25 protein-coding genes are annotated in these 24,546 nt (G+C 72.8%); 13 read left to right on the top strand and 12 right to left on the bottom strand.

Annotated elements, in window-relative coordinates:
• Window positions 1-2: 2 nt before the first annotated feature.
• Entirely contained in the window at window positions 3-1,031 is a 1,029-nt protein-coding gene (locus tag ACLBYB_RS23300) for an NAD-dependent epimerase/dehydratase family protein (RefSeq protein WP_447700196.1), read from the top strand.
• Between the two features lie 27 nt (window positions 1,032-1,058).
• Here ACLBYB_RS23300 and ACLBYB_RS23295 read toward each other — a convergent pair whose 3' ends face one another.
• Entirely contained in the window at window positions 1,059-1,838 is a 780-nt protein-coding gene (locus ACLBYB_RS23295) for a class I SAM-dependent methyltransferase (protein WP_447700195.1), read from the bottom strand.
• Between the two features lie 88 nt (window positions 1,839-1,926).
• Here ACLBYB_RS23295 and ACLBYB_RS23290 point away from each other — a divergent pair, with 88 nt between their 5' ends.
• Both ACLBYB_RS23290 and ACLBYB_RS23285 read left to right on the top strand, forming a co-directional pair.
• Entirely contained in the window at window positions 1,927-2,382 is a 456-nt protein-coding gene (locus ACLBYB_RS23290; protein WP_447700194.1) for an Rrf2 family transcriptional regulator, read from the top strand.
• 74 nt (window positions 2,383-2,456) lie between these two features.
• A complete protein-coding gene (locus tag ACLBYB_RS23285) occupies window positions 2,457-2,834 on the top strand; it encodes a PH domain-containing protein (protein WP_447700193.1) in 378 nt (125 codons plus the stop codon).
• A gap of 31 nt (window positions 2,835-2,865) precedes the next feature.
• Here the strand turns inward: ACLBYB_RS23285 and ACLBYB_RS23280 are convergent, their stop codons facing one another.
• The 4 genes from ACLBYB_RS23280 to ACLBYB_RS23265 are packed head-to-tail and all read right to left on the bottom strand — an operon-like array spanning window position 2,866 to window position 6,726.
• The gene (locus tag ACLBYB_RS23280) at window positions 2,866-4,074 is read right to left on the bottom strand and encodes a CaiB/BaiF CoA transferase family protein (protein WP_056523439.1); all 1,209 of its coding nucleotides are present in this window, start codon (window positions 4,072-4,074) and stop codon (window positions 2,866-2,868) included.
• A gap of 11 nt (window positions 4,075-4,085) precedes the next feature.
• Window positions 4,086-4,955, bottom strand: coding sequence for an IclR family transcriptional regulator (locus tag ACLBYB_RS23275; protein ID WP_244491829.1), 870 nt, complete (start codon window positions 4,953-4,955; stop codon window positions 4,086-4,088).
• On the bottom strand, window positions 4,952-5,689 hold the full coding sequence (locus ACLBYB_RS23270) for an enoyl-CoA hydratase-related protein (protein WP_447700192.1): 738 nt from the start codon (window positions 5,687-5,689) through the stop codon (window positions 4,952-4,954). Before ACLBYB_RS23270 ends, ACLBYB_RS23275 begins: the two co-directional genes overlap by 4 nt.
• On the bottom strand, window positions 5,686-6,726 hold the full coding sequence (locus tag ACLBYB_RS23265) for an NAD(P)H-dependent flavin oxidoreductase (RefSeq protein ID WP_447700191.1): 1,041 nt from the start codon (window positions 6,724-6,726) through the stop codon (window positions 5,686-5,688). Before ACLBYB_RS23265 ends, ACLBYB_RS23270 begins: the two co-directional genes overlap by 4 nt.
• Window positions 6,727-7,062: 336 nt before the next feature.
• On the opposite strand from ACLBYB_RS23265, the gene ACLBYB_RS23260 reads away from it, so the two are divergent.
• The 4 genes from ACLBYB_RS23260 to ACLBYB_RS23245 all read left to right on the top strand — a co-directional run bounded on the left by ACLBYB_RS23260 (window position 7,063) and on the right by ACLBYB_RS23245 (window position 12,819).
• Entirely contained in the window at window positions 7,063-9,132 is a 2,070-nt protein-coding gene (locus ACLBYB_RS23260) for a 3-hydroxyacyl-CoA dehydrogenase NAD-binding domain-containing protein (RefSeq protein WP_447700190.1), read from the top strand.
• A 14-nt stretch (window positions 9,133-9,146) separates the two neighbouring features.
• On the top strand, window positions 9,147-10,331 hold the full coding sequence (locus ACLBYB_RS23255) for an acetyl-CoA C-acyltransferase (RefSeq protein ID WP_447700189.1): 1,185 nt from the start codon (window positions 9,147-9,149) through the stop codon (window positions 10,329-10,331).
• Window positions 10,332-10,333: 2 nt separating this feature from the next.
• Entirely contained in the window at window positions 10,334-11,530 is a 1,197-nt protein-coding gene (locus ACLBYB_RS23250; protein WP_447700188.1) for an acyl-CoA dehydrogenase family protein, read from the top strand.
• A 134-nt stretch (window positions 11,531-11,664) separates the two neighbouring features.
• Window positions 11,665-12,819: an acyl-CoA dehydrogenase family protein gene (locus tag ACLBYB_RS23245; RefSeq protein ID WP_447700187.1), complete on the top strand. Its 1,155-nt coding sequence runs from the start codon at window positions 11,665-11,667 to the stop codon at window positions 12,817-12,819.
• Between the two features lie 115 nt (window positions 12,820-12,934).
• On the opposite strand, the gene ACLBYB_RS23240 is transcribed toward ACLBYB_RS23245, so the two are convergent.
• From ACLBYB_RS23240 to ACLBYB_RS23225, 4 genes are all read right to left on the bottom strand, one after another.
• Window positions 12,935-13,807 (bottom strand): tetratricopeptide repeat protein, encoded by an 873-nt coding sequence (locus ACLBYB_RS23240; protein WP_020092402.1) that lies wholly within the window; start codon window positions 13,805-13,807, stop codon window positions 12,935-12,937.
• 332 nt (window positions 13,808-14,139) lie between these two features.
• Window positions 14,140-15,252 carry a 5-(carboxyamino)imidazole ribonucleotide synthase gene (locus tag ACLBYB_RS23235; protein ID WP_447700186.1) on the bottom strand — a complete coding sequence of 371 codons (1,113 nt, stop codon included), beginning with the start codon at window positions 15,250-15,252 and terminating at the stop codon, window positions 14,140-14,142.
• Entirely contained in the window at window positions 15,249-15,749 is a 501-nt protein-coding gene (gene purE / locus ACLBYB_RS23230) for a 5-(carboxyamino)imidazole ribonucleotide mutase (RefSeq protein ID WP_447700185.1), read from the bottom strand. The genes ACLBYB_RS23235 and purE overlap by 4 nt, the downstream gene beginning before the upstream one ends.
• 78 nt (window positions 15,750-15,827) lie before the next feature.
• A complete protein-coding gene (locus ACLBYB_RS23225; RefSeq protein ID WP_081636461.1) occupies window positions 15,828-16,088 on the bottom strand; it encodes a YdcH family protein in 261 nt (86 codons plus the stop codon).
• A gap of 131 nt (window positions 16,089-16,219) precedes the next feature.
• Here ACLBYB_RS23225 and ACLBYB_RS23220 point away from each other — a divergent pair, with 131 nt between their 5' ends.
• Entirely contained in the window at window positions 16,220-16,402 is a 183-nt protein-coding gene (locus tag ACLBYB_RS23220) for a YdcH family protein (protein WP_012318068.1), read from the top strand.
• A 225-nt stretch (window positions 16,403-16,627) separates the two neighbouring features.
• Window positions 16,628-18,556: a propionyl-CoA synthetase gene (locus tag ACLBYB_RS23215; RefSeq protein WP_447700184.1), complete on the top strand. Its 1,929-nt coding sequence runs from the start codon at window positions 16,628-16,630 to the stop codon at window positions 18,554-18,556.
• 48 nt (window positions 18,557-18,604) lie between these two features.
• Here ACLBYB_RS23215 and ACLBYB_RS23210 read toward each other — a convergent pair whose 3' ends face one another.
• Window positions 18,605-19,078 carry a hypothetical protein gene (locus tag ACLBYB_RS23210; RefSeq protein ID WP_447700183.1) on the bottom strand — a complete coding sequence of 158 codons (474 nt, stop codon included), beginning with the start codon at window positions 19,076-19,078 and terminating at the stop codon, window positions 18,605-18,607.
• 187 nt (window positions 19,079-19,265) lie between these two features.
• Here ACLBYB_RS23210 and ACLBYB_RS23205 point away from each other — a divergent pair, with 187 nt between their 5' ends.
• Entirely contained in the window at window positions 19,266-20,384 is a 1,119-nt protein-coding gene (locus tag ACLBYB_RS23205) for an NADH:flavin oxidoreductase/NADH oxidase (RefSeq protein WP_447700182.1), read from the top strand.
• A 9-nt stretch (window positions 20,385-20,393) separates the two neighbouring features.
• Here the strand turns inward: ACLBYB_RS23205 and ACLBYB_RS23200 are convergent, their stop codons facing one another.
• Window positions 20,394-21,143 carry a phosphodiester glycosidase family protein gene (locus ACLBYB_RS23200; protein ID WP_091927307.1) on the bottom strand — a complete coding sequence of 250 codons (750 nt, stop codon included), beginning with the start codon at window positions 21,141-21,143 and terminating at the stop codon, window positions 20,394-20,396.
• A 223-nt stretch (window positions 21,144-21,366) separates the two neighbouring features.
• Here ACLBYB_RS23200 and ACLBYB_RS23195 point away from each other — a divergent pair, with 223 nt between their 5' ends.
• From ACLBYB_RS23195 to ACLBYB_RS23185, 3 genes are all read left to right on the top strand, one after another.
• Window positions 21,367-21,891: a hypothetical protein gene (locus tag ACLBYB_RS23195; RefSeq protein WP_020092410.1), complete on the top strand. Its 525-nt coding sequence runs from the start codon at window positions 21,367-21,369 to the stop codon at window positions 21,889-21,891.
• A 139-nt stretch (window positions 21,892-22,030) separates the two neighbouring features.
• Window positions 22,031-23,335 carry an MFS transporter gene (locus ACLBYB_RS23190; RefSeq protein WP_447700181.1) on the top strand — a complete coding sequence of 435 codons (1,305 nt, stop codon included), beginning with the start codon at window positions 22,031-22,033 and terminating at the stop codon, window positions 23,333-23,335.
• Between the two features lie 2 nt (window positions 23,336-23,337).
• A complete protein-coding gene (locus ACLBYB_RS23185) occupies window positions 23,338-24,207 on the top strand; it encodes an amidohydrolase family protein (protein WP_447700180.1) in 870 nt (289 codons plus the stop codon).
• Between the two features lie 100 nt (window positions 24,208-24,307).
• Here ACLBYB_RS23185 and ACLBYB_RS23180 read toward each other — a convergent pair whose 3' ends face one another.
• Window positions 24,308-24,505 carry a hypothetical protein gene (locus tag ACLBYB_RS23180; RefSeq protein ID WP_091682246.1) on the bottom strand — a complete coding sequence of 66 codons (198 nt, stop codon included), beginning with the start codon at window positions 24,503-24,505 and terminating at the stop codon, window positions 24,308-24,310.
• Between the last annotated feature and the right edge of the window lie 41 nt (window positions 24,506-24,546).

Below are 24,546 nucleotides of genomic sequence, written 5' to 3'. Positions count from 1 at the left end.
CCGTGAGCGCGCCCTCTTCCCACGGGTCCGGCGGCCCGGTTCCGCGGCGCATCCTCGTCACCGGGGCGGCCGGTTTCGTGGGCGGCCACGTCCTGCCGCTCCTGGCGGGGGCGACGGCGGGGTCGACGGCGCGGGCGGGCGACTGCGTGGCCGGGATCGGGCGGGGGCGGTCGCCGCGCCTGCCGGAGGGCGTCACCTACGCGGCGATCGACCTCCTCGACGAGGCCGCGCTCGGCGGCTTCGTGGCGCGGTTCCGGCCGACCGCGATCCTGCACCTGGCGGGCCTCGCCTCGGTGGCGGATTCCGCGAGCGGCCCGGGCCAGACGTGGCGGGTCAACGTCAACGGCCTGATGAACCTCGTGGCCGCGGTGGAGGCGGTGCCGGGCTGCACCTTCTTCTTCGTCAGCTCCGGCGAGGTCTACGGCAGCGCGTTCCTCGCCGGCCACGCCCTCAGCGAGGCGGTCGAGCCCCTGCCGCGCAACACCTACGCCCGGTCGAAATGGGTCGGCGAGCAGCTGCTCCGCGACCTGCTGCCCCGCATCGGCGTGAAGCTCGTCGTGCTGCGGCCGTTCAACCATATCGGTCCTGGCCAGGACGAGCGCTTCGTCGTGGCCTCCTTCGCGGGACAGATCGCCCGGATCGAGGCCGGCCTCGTGCCGCCCTGCCTGGAGGTCGGCAACCTCTCGTCCTACCGCGACTTCCTCGACGTCGCCGACGTGGCGAACGCCTACGCCGACCTGATCGGCCGCGCGGACTTCCTGGCGGACGGGAGCGTATTCAACATCAGCTCGGGCCAGCCGCGGACGATCGCCAGCGTCCTCGAGGACCTGCGCGCGCGGGCCCGGGTCCCGTTCGAGATCCGCATCGCCCCGGAGCGGGTGCGGCCGACCGAGATCCCCCTGGCCGCGGGCGATGCCGGCCGCCTCCACGCCGCCACCGGCTGGCAGCCGCGGGTCACGTGGGACGCGGCCCTGACCCGGGTTCTGGACGACGCGCGGGCGCGGCTCGCGGACGCGCGCGCGACCCGCTGAGGCGCCGGGCCCCGCGCGAAGCGGCGCTCAGCGCTCCGCGACGCCGATCAGCGCGGTGGAGGGGATCGGCAGGACGGGTCGACCGCCCGCCATGCGCCGCGCCTCCGCGACCACCGCGACCCGGTCGTCCGCGCTCAGGTCGACCCAGTCCGGCGACAGGCCGAACACCGTGTCGGGGTCGTCGAGCAGGGCGACGTCGAGCACGTAGTCGAAGGTCACCCGGTCGATCCGCGGGGCCGCGTACCCGGCCGCGACCAGTTCCCGGGTGAACCCGGCCGGATCGCCGAGCGCCCGCACCCCGTCGGGCATCGCCCGACTCTCGCGCTCGGGGAACAGCCGGCGGCGGATCTCGCCGAGCAGCAGGAACGTCGCCGCGCCCTGATCCTGCCACGTCGCCACGACGCCCCGCCCCCCGGGTCGCGTCACGCGCGCCATCTCGGCGAGGCCCTTCCGCCAGTCGGGGAACATGATCACCCCGAAGATCGAGAACACCGCGTCGAAGCCGCCGTCGGGCAGGGCGAGGGCCTGGCCGTCCATGACCCGCGCGGCGACGTTGGGCAGGCCCGCCCCGGCGATGCGCGCGACCATGCCGGGCGCGAAGTCGACCGCGAGGACCTGCGCCCCCGTCCGCGCCGCGGCCAGCGCGAGGGCGCCGGTGCCGGCCGCGACGTCGAGGACGCGGCTGCTCTCGGTCAGCGGCACCCGCGCGAGCGCCGCCTCGGCGAAGCGCGCCGTGAACGGGTGGGCGGTCGTCTCGTAGTGCGCGGCGACCTTGTCCCACCGATCGGGGTCCTCGAACTCGCGCAATGCTTCAGCTCCGCTCCATCACGTAACTTGATAAGTATCGTGATCGGGCACGGTTGCCAATCCCGGGCCCGGTGTGATGGATCGGCGGGTGCGCACCGACAGCCGCCTCTCCCGGACGCTCCATGTGCTGCTTCACATGGCCCGCCACGACGGACCGATGACGTCCGAAGCGATCGGGCGGATGCTCGGGACGAACCCCGTGGTCGTCCGCCGGACGATGGCGGGGCTCAGAACCGCGGGCTACGTGAAATCGGAGAAGGGGCACGGCGGCGGATGGTCCATCGCGGCGGACCTGAACGCGGTCTCGCTGCTCGACGTCCACCGCGCGGTCGGCGGCCCCCGCATCTTCGCGATCGGCAGCGATCGCGCGAACCCGGCCTGCGCGGTCGAGCAGGTCGTCAACGCGGCGGTCGAGGACACGCTGCGCGAGGCCGAGGCGCTCCTGGTCGCGCGGCTCGGTTCCGTCAGCCTCGCCGAACTCGCGCGAAGCTTCGACGCCCGGTGCCGGCCCGACGGGCCGTCGGACGCCTCGACCTGCGCCTGACGGCGGGCGGTTGCCGCGGCGACGCTCAGGCGCCATCCTCGGAATCGACGCGGACCAGCACGAGATGAGCGGCCATGGGCCTACTGGACGGATTGCTCGGACACGGCTCGGCCATCGACGCGGCCTCCCTGGAGCGCCGGCTCGACGGCATCCTGATCGAGGGCGAGACGGCGCGGCTCGCCTTCAAGATCATCCGCGACGTGTTCGTGTTCACTGAGCGCCGCGTCATCCTGATCGACGTCCAGGGCGTGACCGGCAGCAAGGTCGAGTTCCTGTCGGTGCCGTACCGCGCGATCGTGCGCTTCTCGGTCGAGACCGCCGGCACGTTCGACCTCGACGCCGAGTTGAAGATCTGGGTCTCGGGGGCGGCGGAGCCGATCCAGCGCACCCTGAAGAAGGGCGCGGATGTCCGGGGCATCCAGCGGGCCCTCGCCGAGGGCGTGCTGCGCTAGCCCGGGGCGCGCGCCGGCGGGCGGCGGCCGCCTAGCGGACCACGCCCTTGGCCCGCAGGGCGTCGCGCGCGGCCTCGGGGTAGTCCAGGTGCTCGGCCAGGATCTCGGCGCTCGAATCCCCGAGGCCCGGCGGCATGCGGCGCACCGGCAGCCGGCGACCGTCGAGCCGGTAGGGCGGGGCGATGACGTGGGCGTTCGCGGAGGCCGCCTCCGGTGCCGCGACCACCAGCCCGGCCTCCCGGGCGCGGTCGCAGGTGAGCGCCTCGCGCAGGCCCATCACCTCGCCGCAGGGGATGCCCGCCGCCCGGAGCCGGGCGATCAGCGGCGCGCGCTCCCACTTGGCGAGCTCGGCCTCCAGCACCGGGATGAAGGCGGCGCGGTTGCGCGACCGGTCGAGGTTGGTGGCGAAGCGCGGGTCGGCGACCCAGTCCGGCCGCTCCAGCACCTGCTCGCAGAAGCGGCGGTACTGCCCGTTATTGCCGACCGTGATCACCACCGGCCCGTCGCCGGCCTCGAACACCCCGTAGGGCACGATCGACGGGTGGGCGTTGCCGTAGCGGGGCGGATCGATCCCCCGGGCGAGCGCCTCCAGGCCGTAATAGGAGGTCAGCGCCACGCCGCAGTCGAACAGGGCGAGGTCGACGGTCCGGCCGCGCCCGGTCCGCTCCCGCTGGTACAGGGCGGCCAGCACCGCCTGGGCGGCGAACTGGCCGGTGAACAGGTCGACCGCCGCGACCCCGAACTTGAGGGGCGGTCCCCCGGCCTCGCCGTTGAGCGCCATCACGCCGGATTCGCCCTGGACCACGAGGTCGTAGCCGGGCCGGCCGGCCTCGGAGCCGTCGGAGCTGTAGCCGGCGATCGAGCAGTAGATCAGGCCGGAATTCTCCGCCGACAGGTCCGCGTAGCCGAGGCCGAGCTTCTCGGCCCCGCCGGTCTTGAAGTTCTGGACCAGCACGTCGCTCTCGCGGGCGAGCGCCTTGACGATCGCCAGCCCCTCCGGCGTGGCGAGGTCGACGCCGATCGAGCGCTTGTTGCGGTTGACGCTGTCGAAATACGAGGTGTTGCCGGGGCTCGTCGGCACGCCCCAGTCGCGGGTGTCGTCGCCGCGCTCCGGGTGCTCGACCTTGATCACGTCGGCGCCGAGATCGCCCAGCACCTGCGCGCACCAGGGTCCCGCCAGGACCCGGGACAGGTCGAGGACGCGGATTCCGGCGAGCGGCAGGTCGGCAACGGCATCCATCGCGAAAGTCCTCAGGCTCCCATGACGCCGTCGAGGCTGCGCACGGCGTCGATCAGTCTCGGGCGCGCCACCTCCAGGAGGAAGCGCGCGTCGGTGATGACGGTAGGGGCACCGCAATTGACCGACATGGGCGGCAGGCCGCCGCCGGGATGGAACCCCACCGCGATGGCGCAGACCGTCTCCTGCCACTCGCCGAACGAGGTGCAGCAGCCGAGTTCCCGGTGCTCCTCCACCGCCCGGTCGAGGCCGGCGCGCAGCACCGGCCAGGCCACGGGATCCAGCGCCTTCAGGTCCTCGTAGATGCCCGCGCGCTCCCGGTCCGGGCAGACCGCCACGTAGGCGCGGCCCATGGCGCTGCGGGCCAGCGAGATGCGCGAGCCGGTGTCGAGGTTGAGCGAGATCGCCGCCGGGCCGCGCTGGCAGTCGACGTAGCGCATGCTGAGCCGGTCCCGCACCCCGAGGCCGACCGAGGCGTTGGCCGCCTCCGCGACCGCGCGCAGCACCGGCCGGGCGATGGCGCGGACGTCGAGGCCGCCCAGGGCGGCCGAGCTCAGCGCGATGGTGGCGGTGCCGAGCCGGTAGCGGCCGAGTTCGGGCATGTGCTGCAGGTAGCCGAGCTTGGTCAGCGTGTAGGTCAGCCGCGACACGGTGGAGCGCGGCAGGCCGCAGGCCTCCGCGATGTCGTGGTTGGCGAGGCTCGTGCGCCCCGGGCCGAAGCAGGCGAGCACCGACAGCCCCCGGGCCAGGGCCGTGACGAAGTGCCGGTCCTCCTTCGCGCCGGCGCCGGCCGCGTCGGGCTCGGCCGTGTCGGGCTCGGCCGTGTCGAGCCCGATGTCGGATCCGGCGCGCGGGCCGGCCTCCACCTCCATCCGCCCGCTCATCGGCGCAGGAACGCCGCGAAGGCCGCCTGCGCCGCCGGACCGCGGCGGAGGGCGTGGAAGACCTCCGCCTCGGCGTCGAGGGCGCGGGCGACGCTGTCGTCGTGGCCGCGCCGCAGCGCCTGCTTGGTGGCGGCGATCGAGACCCGGGGCAGGGCGGCGAGCGCGCGCGCCTTGGCGAGTGCGGTCTCCAGGGCCGTCCCGGCCGGGACGGCAGCGTTGATCAGGCCGGCCGCGGCGGCGTCCGCGACCGTGAAGGGCTCACCGAGCATCAGCAGCTCGGCCGCGCGCTTCGATCCCGCCACCAGGGGCAGCAGGTAGCTCGACCCGCCCTCCGGGCTGAGGCCCAGGGCCGTGAAGGGCAGGCGGAACCGCGCCCCGTCCCCCGCGTAGGCGAGGTCGCAGTGGAGCAGCAGCGTCGTGCCGATGCCGACCGCGTGGCCCTCCACGGCGGCCACGACCGGGAGCGGGCAGGCGCGCAGGGCCTTGAGGAAGGTGAGGCCGGGACTGTCGCCACCGGTCTCGACGTCCTGGAAATCCTTGAGATCGTTGCCGGCGGTGAAGCAGCCGCCTGCGCCGGTGAGGACCAGGGCGCGCACCTCCGCGTCCCGTCCCGCGGCCTCCAGGGCGCCGGTCAGGCCCGCGTAGGTCGCCCGGTCGAGGGCGTTGCGCCGCTCAGGCCGGTCGATCGTGACGAGCCGGATCCCGGGCTCCGGATCGGCGAGGCGGACGCTCACGGAAAGGTCCCGCCGTCGCGGTCTGCGACGTAGTCCGCGGCGTAGTCCGCGGCGCTGCCGGCCGTCCGCGCCCGCGCCGCCGCGTATTCCCGGGCGAGCCGGGCGACGAGGTCGGCGGTCGCCGGCGCGTCCGCGATGGTACCGACACCCTGGCCGGCACCCCAGACGTCGCGCCACGCCTTCACGCTGGCGCTGCCGAAGTTCATCGCGGTCTTGTCGCGCACCGGCAGGGCCTCGGGATCGAGCCCGGCGGCGCGGATGCTCGGCGTCAGGTAGTTGCCCGGAACGCCGGTGAAGTAGGGGGTGTAGAGGATGTCGGCGGCCGCGCTGCCGGCGATCATGTCCTTGTAGGCCGCCGCCGCGTTCGCCTCCCGGGTGGCGATGAAGCGGGTGCCCATGTAGGCGAGGTCGGCGCCCATGGCCTGGGCCGCCAGGATCGCGGAGCCCGAGGTGATCGCCCCCGACAGGATCAGCGGCCCGTCGTAGAACCGCCGGATCTCGCCCACCAGGGCGAAAGGGCTCAGTGTCCCCGCGTGCCCGCCCGCCCCGGCGCAGACCAGGATCAGCCCGTCGACGCCGGCCTCCAGCGCCTTCTCGGCGTGTCGGACATTGGTGACGTCGTGGAACACGACCCCGCCATAGGCGTGGACCGGGCGGATCACCGCGTCCGGTGCCCGTAGGGAGGTGATGATGATCGGCACACGGTGCCGCACGCAGGCCTCGACATCCTGCGCCAGCCGGTCGTTGGAGGCGTGGACGATCTGGTTCACCGCGAACGGCGCGACCCGCCGCGACGGGTCGGCGGCGCGGGCCTCCGCGAGCGTCTGCGTGATCCGCGCGAGCCACGCGTCGAGGAGTTCGGCCGGCCGGGCATTCAGCGCGGGGAAGGAGCCGACGACCCCGGACAGGCACTGGGCGATGACCAGCTCCGGGCCGGAGACGATGAACATCGGGGCGCAGATCACCGGCAGGGCGAGCCGGCCGCGCAGGATCTCGGGCAGGCGCCCGCCCGGGTCGCGCTCGGGACCGTCGCTCACCGCCCGCTCCCCTCTGCCGAAACCCGCGCCGGACAGGCGCCCCCGGGCCGCTCGCCCCGATCCTTGCCGCGCACCGCGATCCTCCCCCTGCCTCCGGCGGCCCGGCCTTCGCGCGCCGGGCGGCGTCCGCAACCGAGTCTCGTTCAGGGCCGTTGTGATGACATGGCCCCGGGCCGCGGGTCAAACGGCCGAGGCACTAGTTTTCTGCATTGCAGAACAGGTGGCCGCACTTCGATGACAGACCTTGCCCGTCCTTGACGCTGGCGGGCACTCGGACCAACATCCCGCCGAAATGCGGACACTTATTCTGCATTGCAGAACAACGGGGAGTATCGGGTGGTTCGTCAGGAGGTCGACGGCGGCGTGGCCGTGCTCACGCTCGCCAACCCGCCGGTCAACGCGCTGGGCGCCGCGCTGCGGGCGGCCCTCGACGAGGCCCTGACGAACGCCATCGCGGACGCGTCGGTCCGGGCCGTCGTCCTGGCCGCGGAGGGCAAGGTGTTCGTCGGCGGCGCCGATATCGGCGAGTTCGGCAAGCCGCAGCGCCCGCCGAGCCTGCCGGACATCCTGGACCGGCTCGACGCCAGCCCGAAGCCGGTGGTGGCGGCGATCGGCGGCGCGGCCCTCGGCGGCGGCCTGGAGCTGGCGATGGCCTGCCACGGCCGCGTCGCGGCCCCGTCGGCGCGGATCGGCCTGCCGGAGATCAAGCTCGGGATCATCCCGGGGGCGGGGGGCACGCAGCGCCTTCCTCGCCTGATCGGGCCCGACGCCGCCTTCGCGATGATGCTCACCGGCGAGCCGGTCTCCGCCGAGACGGCGGCGGCGCTGGGCATCGTGGACGCCGTGGTGCTCGGCGACCTCGTCGCGGAAGCGCGCACCCGCGCCCTGGAACTCGCCGATTCCGGCGCCCTGCCACGCGCGCGCGACCGGTCCGAGACGCTGACGCCGGAGGCGCGGGAAAAATTCGAGGCGCAGGCCGCCGAGGCGGTGAAGCGCGATCCCGACGCCACCAACGTTCACGCCCTGGCGCGGGCGGTGCGCGCGGGCCTGGAGCAGGATTTCGATGCCGCCGTGGCGGTGGAGCGGGCCGAGTTCCGCACCCTGGTGGAGGATCCGCGCTCGAAGGCCCTGCGCTACGCCTTCTTCGCCGAGCGCGAGGCCGGCCGGGTGCCCGGCCTGCCGAAGGACACGCCCCGCCGCGCCGTCCGCACGGCCGCGGTGATCGGCGCCGGCACGATGGGCGGCGGCATCGCCATGTGCTTCGCCAATGCCGGGATCCCCGTGACGGTGATCGAGACGGAAGAGGGCGCCCTGGCGCGCGGCCTCGACCGGGTGAGGGGGCTCTACGCCGGCTCGGCCAAGCGCGGCTCGATCACCGAGGCCCAGCGCGACGAGCGGGTCGGCCGGATCAGGGGCGCGCTCGGTCTGGAGAACGCCGGGGAGGCCGACATCGTCGTGGAGGCGGCCTTCGAGGACATGGGCGTCAAGCGCGAGATCTTCTCCAAGCTCGACCAGGTCGCCAATCCGGGCGCGATCCTGGCCACCAACACCTCCTACCTCGACGTGAACGCCATCGCGGCGGTGACGGGCCGGCCGCAGGACGTGCTCGGCCTGCACTTCTTCAGCCCGGCCAACGTCATGCGCCTCGTGGAGGTGGTCCGTGCGGAGAGAACCGCGCCGGACGTGCTGGCCACCGCGCTGGACCTGGGCAAGCGGCTCAACAAGCTGCCGGTGACGGTGGGCGTCTGCTTCGGCTTCGTGGGCAACCGGATGCTGGAGCGCCGCAGCCGGGCCGGCGAGCGGCTGCTGCTCGAAGGAGCTCTGCCGCACGAGGTCGACGCTGCGGTGACCGGCTTCGGCTTCCGGATGGGCCCCTTCGCCATGGGCGACCTCGCGGGACTCGATATCGGCTGGCGCTCGCGCAAGGATTTCGGCGGCCGGGCGCCGGTGGCGGACTCGCTCGCCGAGCAGGGCCGGTTCGGCCAGAAGACGGGCCGCGGCTTCTATCTCTACCCGGACGGCGCCCGCGCCGGCACGCGCGACCCGGAGGTGGAGGCGCTGATCGCGCGCGTCGCCGCCGAGCACGGCGTCGCGCGCCGCAGCTTCACGGCCGACGAGATCGTCGCGCGACTCATGTACCCGATGGTCAACGAGGGCGCGCGGATCCTGGAGGAGGGCATCGCGGCCCGGCCCGGCGACATCGATACGATCTGGATCAACGGCTACAATTGGCCCGCCTGGCGCGGCGGCCCGATGCACTGGGCCGACACGGTCGGATTGAAGACCGTCGCCGAAGCCTTGTCGCGCTTCGCGGCCGAGACCGGCGACGACAGCCAGGAGCCGGCGCCGCTCCTCAAGAAGCTCGCCGCCGAGGGCGGCAGCTTCGCCGGCCTGAAGAACGCCTGAGCGGGAGAGCGATCATGACCGACGCGGTGATCGTCTCGACCGCCCGCACGCCCATCGGCAAGGCGCATCGCGGCGCGCTGAACCTCACCCGCGGCGCCGACCTCGCGGCCCACGCGATCCGCGGCGCCCTGGACCGGGCGCGCCTGGAGCCCGGGGCGGTCGAGGAGGTGGTGCTCGGCTGCGGCTATCCCGAGAACGCCACGGGCGGCAACGTCGCCCGCCACGCGGCCCTGGTGGCGGGGATCCCGGTCGAGTCGGCCGGCGTCACCGTCTCGCGCTTCTGCGCCTCGGGCCTGGAGGCGATCGCCAGCGCGGCGCGCCGGATCATCCTCGACGGTGTGCCGGTGGCAGTGGCCGGCGGCGTCGAGTCGATCAGCCTCGTCCAGCCGAAGGTCCAGCGGGAGCTGACCCGCAACGCGTGGCTGGAAGCGCATCTGCCGGCGATCTACATGCCGATGATCGAGACCGCCGACATCGTGGCGGAGCGCTATCGGATCTCCCGGGACGCGCAGGACCACTTCGCCCTGGAGAGCCAGCGACGGACCGCGGCGGCGCAGGAACGCGGGCTGTTCGACGACGAGATCGTCCCGATGAGCGCCGTCATGGCGGTGACCGACAAGGCCACCGGCGAGACCCGGGAGGTCGAGACCCGGCTCGCCAAGGACGAGGGCAACCGGCCGGACACGACTCTGGAGGGTCTCGCCAAGCTCAAGCCCGTGCGCGGGGAGGGTGCCTACATCACGGCGGGCAATGCCAGCCAACTCTCGGACGGCGCCTCGGCCAGCGTGCTGATGTCGGCCGACGAGGCGGCGCGGCGCGGCCTCGAACCGCTCGGCACCTTCCGGGGCTTCGCCTCCGCGGGCTGCGGGCCGGACGAGATGGGCATCGGCCCGGTCTTCGCGGTGCCGCGGCTCCTCGAGCGGCAGAGCCTGCGCGTCGCCGACATCGACCTGTGGGAGCTGAACGAGGCCTTCGCGTCCCAGTCTGTCTACTGCCGGGACACGCTCGGGATCGACCCCGAGAAGGTCAACGTCAACGGCGGCGCCATCGCGGTCGGCCACCCGTTCGGCATGTCGGGGGCGCGGCTTGTCGGACACGCCCTGCTGGAGGGCCGCCGCCGCGGCGCGCGCTACGCCGTCGTGACCATGTGCGTCGCCGGTGGCCAGGGTTGCGCCGGCCTGTTCGAGATCGGAGGCTGACGATGGATCTCCGCTTTACGCCGGAAGAGATCGCGTTCCGCGACGAGGTCCGGAGCTTCTGCCGCGAAGAAATCCCGGCGGAGATCCGGAAGAAGGTCTCGGAGGGGCGCAGCCTCTCGAAGGAGGACTACGTCACGAGCCAGCGGATCCTCAACGCCAAGGGCTGGGCGGTGCCGCACTGGCCGCAGGAATGGGGGGGCCGGGACTGGACCCCGATCCAGCGCTACATCTACACCGAGGAGCTGTTCCAGGCGGCGGTGCCGCTGCCCCAGCAATTCAACTGCTACATGTTCGGCCCGGTGCTGGCGACCTTCGGCCGGCAGGACCAGAAGGCGCGCTTCCTACCGCGCGCCGCCAATCTCGACGACTGGTGGTGCCAGGGCTTCTCCGAGCCCGGCGCCGGCTCGGACCTCGCTTCGCTGAAGACCAAGGCGGTGCGCGACGGCGACCACTACGTCGTGGACGGCCAGAAGACCTGGACGACGCTCGGCCAGCACGCCGACTGGATCTTCTGCCTGGTACGCACCGATTTCGAGGCCAAGAAGCAGCGCGGCATCTCCTTCCTGCTCATCGACATGACGACGCCCGGCATCACCGTGCGGCCGATCCTGACGCTGGAGGGGCGGCACGAGGTCAACGAGGTCTTCTTCGACGCCGTCCGCGTGCCCGTGGAGAACCTCGTCGGCGAGGAGAACCGGGGCTGGGACTACGCGAAGTTCCTGCTGGCCAACGAGCGCACCGGCATCGCCCGGATCGGCCTCACCAAGGAGCGGATCGCGCGGATCAAGCGGCTGGCCCGGGAGATGCCGGCCGGGTCCGGCACAATGTGGGACGATCCCGCCTTCCGGTCTCGCGTCGCGGAGGTCGAGGTCGAGCTGAAGGCCCTGGAGATCACCCAGATGCGGGTGGCCGCCAAGCAGGGAAGGGCGGATTCGGTGGAGCCGGACCCGGCCTCGTCGCTCCTCAAGATCCGCGGCTCGCAGCTCCAGCAGGCGGCGACCGAGCTGCTGGTGGAGCTCGCCGGGCCCTTCGCCCTGGCGGCACCCGCGCGCGGGGCCGGGGCCAACAACCTGCCCGGCGGCTTCGACTGGGTCGACGCGGCGGCGCCGAGCTACTTCAACAACCGCAAGGTCTCGATCTACGGCGGCTCGAACGAGATCCAGCACAACGTGATCGCCAAGGGCATTCTGGGGCTGTGAGCGATTTCCCCTCCCCCTTGCGGGGAGGGGTCAGGGGTGGGGGTGGCCCCGGATGAGGCGCCACGGTGCCTTCTGCACCACCCCCACCTCCGGCTCCTCCCCGCAAGGGGGAGGAGAGAGGCCAGGGGAACACCATGGATTTCGACCTGAACGAGGACCAGTCGCTCCTGCGCGACAGCGTCGAGCGGCTGGCCGCCGACCTCTACCCGTCGCTGGAGAGCCGGCAGGCGCGGCTCAAGGCGCCCCTCGGCTTCCCCGAGGACGGCTGGGCGGCCTTCGCGGAACTCGGCGTCGCCGGCCTGCCCTTCTCCGAGGACGAAGGCGGCCTCGGCGGCGGCCCGGTCGAGACCATGCTGGTCATGGAGGCGGTGGGCCGCAACCTCGTGGTCGAGCCCCTGCTCGCGAGCCTCGTGCTGGGCTCGACGGCCCTGCGGCTCGGCGGCAGCGCCGCGCAGCGGGAGCGCCTCGTCCCGGGACTCGTCGCCGGCGACCTCCGCCTGACCCTCGCCCACACCGAGCGCCAGTCCCGCTACGACCTCGCCGACGTGGCGACGACCGCCCGTCGCAGCGGCGACGGCTTCGTGCTGAGCGGGGCGAAGAGCGTCGTGCCCAACGCCGACGCGGCCGGCCTGATGGTGGTCTCGGCCCGCGTCTCGGGCGAGCGGCGCGACCCGAGCGGGATCGGCCTGTTCCTCGTCCCGACCGACGCCCCCGGCATCGCCATCGAGGCCTACCCGACCCAGGACGGCGGCCGGGCCGCCGAGGTGTCCTTCTCCGACGTGACGCTCCCGGCCGACGCGGCGCTCGGCGACCCGGAGGGCGGCCTGCCGCTCCTGGAGCGGGTGGTGCAGCACGGGATCGCGGCGCTCGCCGCCGAGGCGGTGGGCTCCATGGACGCGCTCCACAGGCTCACGGTGGAGTACCTCAAGACCCGCAAGCAGTTCGGCGTCAGCGTCGGCTCGTTCCAGGCGCTGCAGCACCGCGCCGTCGACATGCTGATCCAGCTGGAGCAGGCCCGCTCCATGGCGCTCTACGCCGCCATGATGGTGGACACGCCGGACGCGGGGGCGCGGGCGGCGGCCCTGTCGGCCGTGAAGGTGCAGATCAACAAGGCCTGCCGCTACGTCGGCCAGGAGGCGGTGCAGCTCCACGGCGGCATCGGCATGACGCTCGAGTATATCGGCGCCCACCACTTCAAGCGGCTCGCCATGATCGAGTACCAGCTCGGCGACACCGCCCACCACCTGCGCCGGATCACGCAGGACGAGAACGGCCTGCTGGCGGCGTAGTTCGCCTCAGGCGCCGGCACCGTCCCTGCGGGCGGAGCGGAGCGATCCGGCGGCGCCACGCTCGAACGTGCCGCGCTGCCCTTCGTCGCTCCGCTCGCGCGCGATGACGGAGCGATCAGTTGAACAGCGTGCCGACACCGCCCTGCACGCGGCCGAGGCCGGCCCGCGCGACGGTGTTGTTGGGGTCGATCGTCGAGGCGCGCTGGTAGTTCTCCATCGCCTCCTTGCGCTGGCCCTGCTTCTCGTAGGCGAGGCCCCGATAGGCCCAGGACGTGGCGTCCTTGGCGTTCACGTTGAGCGCGGCGTTGTAGTCTTCGATCGCCTTCGCGTACTGGTTGGTCGCGATCAGGCTCTGGCCGCGGGCCGCGTAGGGCGCGGCCACGAACGGGTCGCGGTCGATGGCGGCGTCGAAATCGGCGATCGCCTGGGTGTCCTGGCCCTGCTTCTGCTTCACGAGGCCGCGGGCATGGTACGCCTGCGCGGATTCGGGGCTCAGGCGGATCGCGACGTTGAGGTCGTTCAGCGCCTGGTCGAGGTTGCCCTGCGCGCGCTCGACATTGGCCCGGCCGATATAGGCCGGCCCGTAATTCGGATCGATCCCGATCGCCTTGGAGAAGTCCTGCAGCGCCGGGCCGTCGCGGCCGATCTGGCGGTTCGCCAGGGCGCGGTTGTTGTAGGCGGAGGCGGAGTTCGGATCGAGCTGGATCGCCTTGGTGAAGTCGCCGATGGCGTCGTTGAACTGGCCGGCGCGGGCGTAGGCGGCGCCGCGGGTGTTGTAGGCCGCCGCGTCGTTCGGGTTGCGCTGCACGACCTCGGTCAGGGAGGCGATGTTGACGTTCGTGGCGCCGGTCGTGTCCTTCTCCAGGACCGCGTATTGCCGCGGGCCGGCCGCGCTGCCGACGGTCTCGCAGCCCGCGAGGCCGGCAGCCGAGACCAAGGCCGCGCCGATCAGTGCCGTCTTCCGTCCCAGCCGGTTGCGTACGTTCATTGCCCCACTCTCCCCGAGGCGTTGCCCGCTCCGCGCGCGCCCGCCCCGCCCCTCACAGTCCAAGAGCCCGCGCCGAGCGCCGGGCACGCCCGAGTTCGGGGCACCGTCGCGCATCACGGTGAAGGCCGGCTTAAGAAGCGCCGCGTCGTGATCCGGCCCCCGCCGGTCCCGGCGGGACCGAGCGGTGCGGGCGGGCTCGAGCGACAGCATTCGGAACCGACCACACTGTCGTGGAAGCGGCGGGATGTGGCGAAGGTATGGCTCGACCGTTCCGCGGGGCCGCGGACGGCCCTCCGGCGATCACGCGGCGACGCGGGTGTGCCCTCGAAGCCTCAGGATCCGGTCGGGCCCGGCCCGAGGCGCGTGACGTGGCCCATCTTGCGGCCGGGGCGCGCCTCGCCCTTGCCGTACAGGTGCAGGTGGGCGCCGGGCTCGGCCAGCAGGGCGTGCCAGTCGTCGGCCTGGGCGCCGATCAGGTTGCGCATCTCGACGGGCAGGCCGCCGACCCGGCCCGCATCGCCCAGCGGCCAGCCGCAGACGGCCCGGACGTGCTGGGCGAACTGCGAGGTCAGCGCGCCCTCGCTCGTCCAGTGGCCGGAATTGTGCACCCGGGGCGCGATCTCGTTGACCACGAGCCGCTCCGCCCCGTCCTCGCGGACGAGGAACATCTCGACGGCGAGCACGCCGACATAGTCGAGGGCGTCGGCGATCCGCCGGGCGATCTCGACGGCGGCGCGGCCCGTCTCGGCGGACACGCCGGGCGCCGGCACCCGGGTCAGCGCGAGGATGTGGTCGCGGTGCTCGTTCTCGCAGAGGTCGTAGGCCGCGAAGCTGCCGTCGCGCCCGCGCGCGCCCACCACCGAGACCTCGCGCTCGAACGGCACGAAGCCCTCCAGGATCAGCGGCGCGCCGCCGAACTCGGCGAACAGGGCGTTGCGGTCGCCCTCGGCCCGCTCGCGGAGCATGCGCTGCCCCTTGCCGTCGTAGCCGAAGCGGCGGGTCTTGAGCACGGCCGGCAGGCCGATCACCTCGATCGCCCGGTCGAGGTCGTCGGGCGTGTCCACCGCCCGGAACGGCGCCGTCGGGATGCCCAGGCCGTTGATGAACTCCTTCTCGGTGAGCCGGTCCTGCGTGGTCGAGAGCGCGCGCGCGTTCGGGTGCAGGGCGGCGTGCCTCGCGAGGACGTCGGCGGTGGCGTGCGGGATGTTCTCGAACTCGTAGGTCACGACGTCGACGCTGCGGGCGAAATCCGCCAGCGCCGCGGCGTCGTCGTAGGCCGCGCAGGTGGTCCGGGCGGCCACGTCGAAGGCGGGGCTGTCCGCGTCGGGCGCGTAGACATGCGCCTTGAGGCCGTAATCGGCCGCCGCGAGCGCGATCATGCGCCCGAGCTGGCCACCACCGACGATGCCGAGGATGGAGCCGGGGCCGAGGATCTTGTCCGTCACGCGTTCTCTTCCGTCACCGGCCGTTCGGCCACCGAGGCGCTCTGGGCCGCGCGCCACGCCTCCAGGCGCTCCGCCAGGTCCGGGTCGGTCAGCGCCAGGACGGCGGCGGCGAGCAGGGCCGCGTTCACCGCCCCGGCCCGGCCGATCGCCAGGGTCCCCACCGGGATGCCGGCCGGCATCTGGACGATGGAGAGCAGGCTGTCCTGGCCGGAGAGGGCCTTCGACTCCACCGGCACGCCGAAGACCGGCAGGCGGGTCATCGCGGCCGCCATGCCGGGCAGGTGCGCGGCGCCGCCCGCACCGGCGATCACAACCTTGAGGCCGGCCGCGACCGCGCCCTTGGCGAAGGCGACGAGCCGGTCCGGCGTGCGGTGGGCCGACACGATGTGCGCGTCGTACGGTACGCCGAGCGCGTCGAGCGTCTCGGCGGCATGACGCATGGTCGCCCAGTCGGACTGGCTACCCATGATGATCGCGACCGAAGGAGGCGACGCCATCGTTGATCCCGGCAAAAGAGGGCGCTTACAGGCGGCGCGGGCCTGCGGCAAGGCGGGGCCGGAGGGCGTCCACCGGCATCAGGCGATGATGTCCGGCGTGAGCGCGTCCTCGATGTGATAGATGCGGTCGCGCAGCGTGAGCTTGCGCTTCTTCAGGCGCTGGATCTGGAGCTGGTCTCCGGCGACGCTGCGCTCCAGCGCCTCGATGGCGCTGTCGAGATCCCGGTGCTCCTCGCGCAGCCGCGCCAGTTCGCCCAGGAGGTCCGACTGCGCACCCTCACCCGCCTCGTCCGCCATCGTCACCTGAGAACCCGAAGACCGTTCGTCGCCCGAGAGCATGCGTCACGCTCCGGCGCCGGACAAGGCGGCGCGGTAAGCAATCATCAGACTTAGCTGTAGAAAACGCTTCGACAGGTCCGGCATCCTGTGCCAATCTCGTTGTGTCGAAACGATGACAGGAGATTCGACTCATGTCGCTGCAGACGCATCTGAACCAACTCGCCCGGAAGCACGAAGCCCTCGAGCGCGAGATTCAGGAAGCGATCCACAGACCTTCGGCGAACGACCTCCACATCGCCGAGCTGAAGCGACGGAAACTCCTCCTCAAGGACGAGATCAACAAGCTTCAGGCGGGCAACGACACGTTGCACTGACGCCTGAGACGTCCAATCTGATAGCGAATTCAAGCTGACGACCGCCGCATCGGGAGCCCCGGTGCGGCGGTTTTCTCTTGGGGGGCACCGAGCCGCGGCCGCCGGGACCCGGGCGCGGCCGTCACGCCCGTGGCCACTCCCTCCCGTGGCCACTCCCGTGCGCGCGAGAATGGGCTACTCTGCGGCCCGCCGCCGGAGAGCGGTCCGCGAGGAAACGCCCAACCGATGACGAGAGCCAGCCTGCCGGGCCGCTACCCGGAGATCTACGAATCGGCCTGCCGCGACCCCGAGGCGTTCTGGCTCGGTGCGGCGCGGGCCCTCGACTGGGCGCGGGCGCCGGAGCGGGCCTTCGCGCCGGATTCCGGCCCCTACGGACGCTGGTTCCCGGACGGCACCCTGAACGCCTGCCACAACGCGGTCGACCGCCACGCGGACGGGGGCCGGGCGGATCAGGTGGCGATCCGCTACGACTCGCCCGTGACCGGGACCAAGCGCAGCATCACCTACCGGGCGCTGCGCGACGAGGTGGCGGTGCTGGCCGCCGTGCTGGCCGACCTCGGCGTCGGCAAGGGCGACCGGGTGATCCTGTACATGCCGATGGTGCCCGAGGCGCTGTTCGGCATGCTGGCCTGCGCCCGGCTCGGCGCGGTCCACTCGGTGGTGTTCGGCGGCTTCGCGGCCAACGAGCTGGCGGTGCGGATCGAGGACGCGGCGCCGAAGGTGGTGCTCGCCGCCTCCTGCGGGATCGAGCCGAACCGCGTGGTCGCCTACAAGCCGCTCCTGGACGCGGCGATCGCGGCCTCGCGGCACAAGCCGGAGGCCTGCCTGATCCTCCAGCGCCCGCAAGGGCCTGCGACCCTCGTCGCGGACCGGGATCGCGACTGGGGTGAGACCGTCGCGGCCGCCCGGGCGGCGGGGCGGAGCGCGGCGTGCGTGCCGGTCGCCGCCACCGACCCGCTCTACGTCCTCTACACTTCCGGCACGACCGGGAAGCCGAAGGGCGTGGTCCGCGATACCGGCGGCTACCTCGTCGCCCTGGCCTGGTCGATGCCGAACCTCTACGGCGTTCAGCCCGGCGAGACCTACTTCTGCGCCTCCGACATCGGCTGGGTCGTCGGCCACTCCTACATCGTCTACGCGCCGCTCCTGCACGGCTGCACCACGGTCCTCTACGAGGGGAAACCCGTCGGGACGCCCGATGCCGGCGCCTTCTGGCGGGTGGTCGCCGAGTACGGGGTGGTCTGCCTGTTCACCGCGCCCACGGCCCTGCGGGCGATCAAGAAGGAGGATTCGAAGGGCGCCCGGATCGCCGATCACGACCTCTCGGCCTTCCGCAGCCTGTTCCTGGCGGGCGAGCGCGCCGATCCCGACTCGGTCGCCTGGGCCGAGCGCGTGCTGGGCCGACCGGTCGTCGACCACTGGTGGCAGACCGAGACCGGCTGGCCGATCGCCGGCAACCCGATGGGCCTCGGCCTCCTGCCGGTGAAGCACGGCAGCACCTGCGTGCCGATGCCGGGCTACCGGGTCGAAGTCCTGGACGAGGGCGGGAAGCCGGTTCCGGCGGGGACCATGGGCACGATCGCGATCCGCCTACCCCTGCCGCCCGGCTGCCTGCCGACCCTCTGGGGCTCGGACGACCGGATGCGGTCGAGCTACCTCGCCACCTTCCCGGGCTACTACGACACGTCGGATGCCGGGGTGATCGACGCCGACGGCTACATCACGGTCCTGGGACGGACCGACGACATCATCAACGTCGCGGGCCACCGGCTGTCCACCGGCGGCATGGAGGCGGTGCTGGCGAGCCACCCGGACGTGGCGGAATGCGCGGTCATCGGCATCCGCGACGCGCTGAAGGGGGAGGTGCCCTGCGGGTTCGTGGTGCTGAAGGCCGGCGTCGCCCGGCCGACCGAGACGATCGAGCGGGAACTCGTCGCCAAGGTGCGGGACGAGATCGGCCCGGTGGCGGCCTTCAAGCTGGCGCTGACCGTGCCGCGGCTGCCCAAGACCCGATCGGGCAAGATCCTGCGGGCCACCATGAAGCGCATCGCCGATCACGAGCCCTGGACGATGCCGGCGACGATCGACGACGCGGCGGCCCTCGACGAGATCGGCGACAGCCTGAAGGACCGGGGGATCGGCGCGGACCGGTAGGGTGCCGGACCGCGCCGCTTGCGCGTTGACGGGCGATCGCGGCCCGCCTCAATCCGCGTCAGCGCCGTCGTCGTCGGTGTCGATATCGACCGTCGGCGCCGGCTGCGTCAGGGCGGGCGCGTAGGTCCCCGCGGCCGGACCCGTGGTGACCGAGACCGGGACGCGCCGGGCGTTCGGCTCGGACGGGATCAGCGTCGCGGTGGCGGCCACGAGGCCGGCGAGGGACCGGACATCCTGCGGCTGCCGCGGATCGCGCGAGATCAGCGTCGCCTCCTGTTGCAGGCGGAGATTGCAGGCCTCCGAAGGCAGGCCGCCGTTCGGCGTGCAGGCGTCGTGGCGGGCGCAGGCGGCATCGAGGGCGTCGATCGGCGGGAGCGGCGCGTTGTTGCCCGGTCCGCAGTAATTCCCGTGGATCAGCATCTTGGGTCCGCCGAAGGCGGCGGGCTGGGCCTGGGCGGTGCCCGCTAGGGCGGCGCAGCCGGCGGCCAGGGCGAGCGGGACGGCGAGTCTGGTGAGCATCATCTGGACCTCGGGCGATCTCGCCCCCTCAGGCGGTTCGCGTCGATTGCCGCGATGCGGCGACAGGCCAGGAAACGGGCGGCCACATCCGCAAGTTCCCGCACCGCCCGCCCGCAGAGGTGCTCTGCCGCACCGCACTGGCCGCCGCGCCCGTCCTGGGCCAGAGTGAACCCTCCACCAGGAGTTGCCGATGACCGCTCGCCTGTTCGAACCGCTGACACTCGACGCGCTCACGCTCGAGAACCGCATCCTCGTCGCGCCGATGTGCCAGTACTCGGCGCGGGACGGCGAGGCGACCGACTGGCACATGATGCATCTCGGCCAGCTCGCCATGTCGGGGGCCGGCCTGCTGACCCTTGAGGCCACCGCGGTCTCCCCGGAGGCGCGGATCACCGCCTGGGATCTCGGCCTCTACAACGACGGCTGCGAGCGGGCGCTGGCACGCGTGCTCGACGCCGTGCGCGAGTACGCGCCGATCCCGGTCTGCATCCAGATCGCCCACGCCGGGCGCAAGGCCTCCAGCGAGGCCCCCTGGGCCGGTGGCCAGCAGATCCCGCCGGAGCACGCCTACGGCTGGCGCACCGAGGCGCCCTCGGCGGTCGCGCACGGCGAGGGCGAGGTCCCGCCCCACGCCCTCGACGCCGCCGACCTGAAGCGCGTCCGCGACCAGTTCGTGGCCACCGCCAAGCGGGCCGTGCGCCTCGGTATCGAGGCCGTCGAGCTGCACGGCGCCCACGGCTACCTGCTGCACCAGTTCCTGTCGCCGATCGCCAACAAGCGGACAGATGAATACGGCGGCAGCCTCGCCAACCGCATGCGCTTCCCCCTGGAGGTCTACGACGCGGTGCGGGATGTCGTGCCCGCCGGCAGCCCGGTCTGGCTGCGGGTCTCGGCCACCGACTGGGTCGAGGACGGCTGGGATCTCGACGAGACGGTGGAGCTGGCCCAGGCGCTCAAGCGGGCGGGATCGCCGGCGATCCACGTCTCCACGGGCGGCGTCTCGCCCAAGCAGGCGATCAGGCTCGGGCCGGGCTATCAGGTGCCCTACGCCGAGCGGATCAAGGCGGAGACCGGGCTCACCACTATCGCGGTCGGGCTGATTACCGAGGCCCGGCAGGCGGAGACGATCCTGCAGGAGGGCCGGGCGGACGCGATCTCGCTCGCCCGGGCGATGCTGTACGATCCGCGCTGGCCCTGGCACGCCGCCGCCGAGCTCGGCGCCCGGGTGCGCGCCCCCAAGCAGTACTGGCGCTCGCAGCCGCGGGAGTACAAGGACCTGTTCAAAGACACGGCCTTCGGCCAGCGCTGAGGGCGGCCCTCACCGCGGCAGCGCGCCGACCAGCGGCCCGAGAGGGCGGCTGATGTCGGTGCGGCCGAGGTTCGGTGCGTAGAGGCTGGAGACCGAGCCGTCGAGGAACAGGGCGTTCCGGCAGCCGAGATCGTCGCGGAACAGCCGCGCGAAGGCGCCGAAGGTCACCGGGCGCTCGGAGATCGCGAAGATCGCCACGTGCCCGTCGCCGGGCACGCCGACGCCGTTGCGGATCTTCTGGCTCGGCCCGTCGGCGGCGATCTTCGGGTGGATCTGGCCGTCGATCACCAGCATCGGCCCGGACTGCGTGGCGAAATCCGGCCGGATCTTCGCCCGCAGGTAGCGGGACGTGTCGACCACCCCGGCGCGCTCACCCTTCAGCCAGAAGATCCCGTTGGGCTTCAGGTGGAAATTACCCGGCCCGTCCGCCGTGGAGACGCGCTTCAGTTCGTGCCCGTTCTCGACGTAGAGGCCGACCGGCGCCTGATCCTTGTCGTACATGCCGGCGTTCATCGCGAAGGCGAGGCGACCGCCCTGCTTCTCGGCGAGGGTGCCGAGGGCGCCGTAGGGCTTGCCGTCGTCCTGGAGCCAGAACAGCCGCAGCCGCTGCTTCCGGAGGTCGATGGTGCAGACCGTGAACGTCTCACCCTGCGCCTCGACCGCCCGGCAGGGCTCCGTCGCGGCCGGGGCGGCCGCCCGGGCCGGGGCCGCGAGGGCGAGCAGCGTGATCAAGAGGGCGTGAGCCGGGCGCAGCATCATCATTCGTTCCAGGCAGCTCGGGGACGGCGAGTCGGGGACGGCGAAGCTCGTTCGGGCCGCCCTTCGCCCTGGAAAGCGGCGAATTTCGTGTCCGAGCCGCGCCCGCATGGGTCCGGACGCGGCCGGGTGCGTCTCGCGACCGCGCGCCGCGGCCGGGGCTGGACCGTTTTACCGGTTCGAGCGTTCTTAGCCGCAGAGGGCGTGTTTCCACGGAGATGACGTGATGAAGGGTGCAGTGCTCGGCTCGGCCCTGCTGGCGGCGGGTGCTCTGGCCTTGGCGCCGGCCAGCGCGGACGCGCGCGGCTTCGGCGGCGGCGGCTTCCATGGCGGCGGTTTCGGCGGCGGCTTCCACGGTGGCGGGTTCGGCGGCGGCTTCCGCGGCGGCGGCTTCGGCGGGTTCCGCAACGGCGGCTTCGGCGGCGGCTTCCGGGGCGTCGGCTTCCGTCCGGGCGGCTTCGGCTACGGCCGCGGCTTCTACGGCCGGGGCTATGGCTGGCGCGGCGGTTACGGCTACCGCGGCGGGTACGGCTACGGGCTCGGCGGCCTGGGCCTCGGTGTCGGGCTCGGCCTCGCGGCCGGTGGTCTCTACGGCGGCTACGGTGGCTACGGCTATCCGGGTTACGGCTACGGCGGCTACTACGCCCCGGCGGCATACGATTACGGCTACGGCGGCGGCTGCTACACGGTCCCGCGGGTGCGCTGGACGCCCTACGGCTACCGCCGGGTTCTGGTCGAGCGCTGCTACTGAGCGTCGATCGAGTGTGAAAAGAACGGGACAGGCCGCCTCCGGGCGGCCTTTTCCTTTCCGGTTGCTTGCGTGATCCGCCGCATCGTTGGACAGCTCTGCCCGGGACGCTGATACTGGTATCGGGCGGCGGGAGGCGGTGATGAGTTCAGCAACCGGGCAGGGGCCCTCGGGCGTGGACGCGGTCGAGATCCGCGACGCCAGCCTCACCGCCTTCTACCGATCGATGACGCCGCCGGAGCGGCACACCTTCTGGGCATGCGCCGCCGGCTGGTGCCTCGACGGCATGGACTTCATGATCTACCCGCTGGTGATCGGCACGATCATGGCGCTGTGGCACGTCGATGCCGGCACGGCCGGGCTCGCCGCCACGGTGACGCTGCTGGCCTCGGCGCTCGGCGGCTGGCTCGCGGGCTTCGTCGCCGACCGCATCGGCCGGGTGCTGACGCTGCAGATCACGATCCTCTGGTTCTCGCTGTTCTCCCTGCTCTGCGCCTTCGTGCAGAACTTCGAGCAGCTGCTCATCGCGCGGGCGCTGCTCGGCCTCGGCTTCGGCGGCGAGTGGGCGGCCGGCGCCGTGCTGATCGGCGAGACGATCCGGGCCGAGTATCGCGGCCGGGCGGTGGGCTCGGTCCAGTCCGGCTGGGCGATCGGCTGGGGCCTCGCGGTGCTGTCGCAGGCGGTACTGTTCTCGCTTCTGCCGCCCGAGACCGCGTGGCGCTGGATGTTCGCGGTGGGCGCGCTGCCGGCGCTGCTGGTCTTCTACCTGCGCCGCTACGTGAAGGAGCCGGAGGTCGCCGCCGAATCCCGTGCCCGGGCCGCCGCCACGGGCGACCGGCCGCAGATCTGGGAGATCTTCTCAGGTCCGATCCTCAAGACCACCCTGCTCGCCTCCCTGGCGGCGGCGGGCTGCCAGGGCGGCTACTACGCGATCACCACCTGGGTGCCGCGCTTCCTGACCACCGAGCGCCACCTGTCGATCGTGTCCTCCACCGGTTACCTCGCGGCCCTGATCATCGGCTCGTTCACCGGCTACCTCGTGGGCGCGTGGCTCGCCGACCGGCTCGGCCGGCGGCCGCTGTTCCTGATCTTCTCGCTGGGCGCCATCGCGGTGATCGTGGCCTACACGCAGATCCCGCTCTCGAACGGCGTGCTCTGGGTGCTGGGCTTCCCGCTGGGCTTCTTCGCCTCCGGCTACTTCTCCGGCATGGGCGCCTTCCTGACCGAACTGTACCCGACCCGCCTGCGCGGCTCGGGGCAGGGGTTCTGCTACAATTTCGGCCGCGGCATCGGCGCCCTGTTCCCGGCGCTGGTCGGCTACCTCGCGGAGCGCGCCGGTCTCGCCTCGGCCATCGCGATCTTCGCGGCCGTCGCCTACGGGATCTTCTTCCTGGCGGCCTTCGCGCTGCCCGAGACGCGCGGCAAGGTCCTGCACGCGGATTCCTGATCATGCCCGAGATCCGAGACTGCCCCGCCCCAGACCCGCATCCGGAAGGCCCGACCCGCTACGCCGTGCCGGAGGGTGCGGTCGACACGCACGCCCACGTGATCGGCCTTCCGCCGGACTACCCGCTGGTGGCGGGCCGCAGCTACACGCCCCCGGCGGCGCCGGCCGAGCGGTATCTGGCGATGCTCGACGGGACCGGCATGGCCAACGGCGTGCTGATCCAGGTCAGCGTGCACGGCACCGACAACCGGCTGATGGTCGAGACGCTGCGCGCCCACCGGCGGCGCCTGCGCGGCGTCGCGGTGATCCCGCTCGGCCTGCCCGACGCGGAACTCGCCGCGCTGAAGGAGGCCGGCGTGGTCGGCCTGCGCCTCAACGTCCTGTTCGGCGGCGGGGTCGGGCTCGACGCGGTCGAGTCCTACGGGGCGCTCGCCCGCGAGATGGGCTGGCACCTCCAGTTCCTGCTCGATGCCCGCGAGCTGCCGCCGATCGCCGGCCGCCTGGCGCGGCTGCCCGTGCCGCTGGTCTTCGACCATATGGGCCACATGCCGACCTCGGCGGGCGTGGACCATTTGGGGTTCCGGGCGCTGCTCGGCCTCGTCGCCGACGGCAACTGGGTGAAGCTCTCGGGCGCCTTCCGGGACTCCGTGACCGGGCCCCCCTACGCCGACACGATCCCCTTCGCCCGGGCGCTCAACGACGCCGCGCCGGAACGCTGCCTCTGGGGCTCGGACTGGCCGCACGTGGCCGCCTGGGACGGGCCGCCGCGGACGCGCGAACTCCTCGACCTGATGGCCGACTGGGTGCCGGACGCGGACAGGCGCCGGATGGTCTTCGTCGACAACCCGCGGCGGCTCTACGGCTTCGGGTAGGGGCGGCCGCTCACAGGCCGCCGAGGAGCCCGCCGTCATCGCGCGCAGCGCAGCGACCCGGGATCGCGCGAGGCCCGGAAAGCGGAGCGCGGGGCTTCCGTCAGACCCGCAGGTCGACGCTCTGGCCCTGTCCGGGAGGGGCCGGCGGGCCGGCGCTCGCCGCCTGGGCGGCGCTGTCCGCCACCAGCCCGGCGACCGCCTTGTCGGCGGAGAGCTGCTGCTTGGCGACGGCGATGCCGATCTGCTGGTTCTGGGACGAACCCAGCATCTGGACGGCGGCTGCGGCGATCGAATCCATGCCGCCGATCCTGGACCACCGGTCTGAATCCCGCGTTACCC

It is taken from the genome of Methylobacterium sp. D54C (assembly GCF_053345595.1).
Note: the sequence above shows the minus strand (reverse complement) of the source record. Positions and strands in the feature narration are given on the sequence as shown.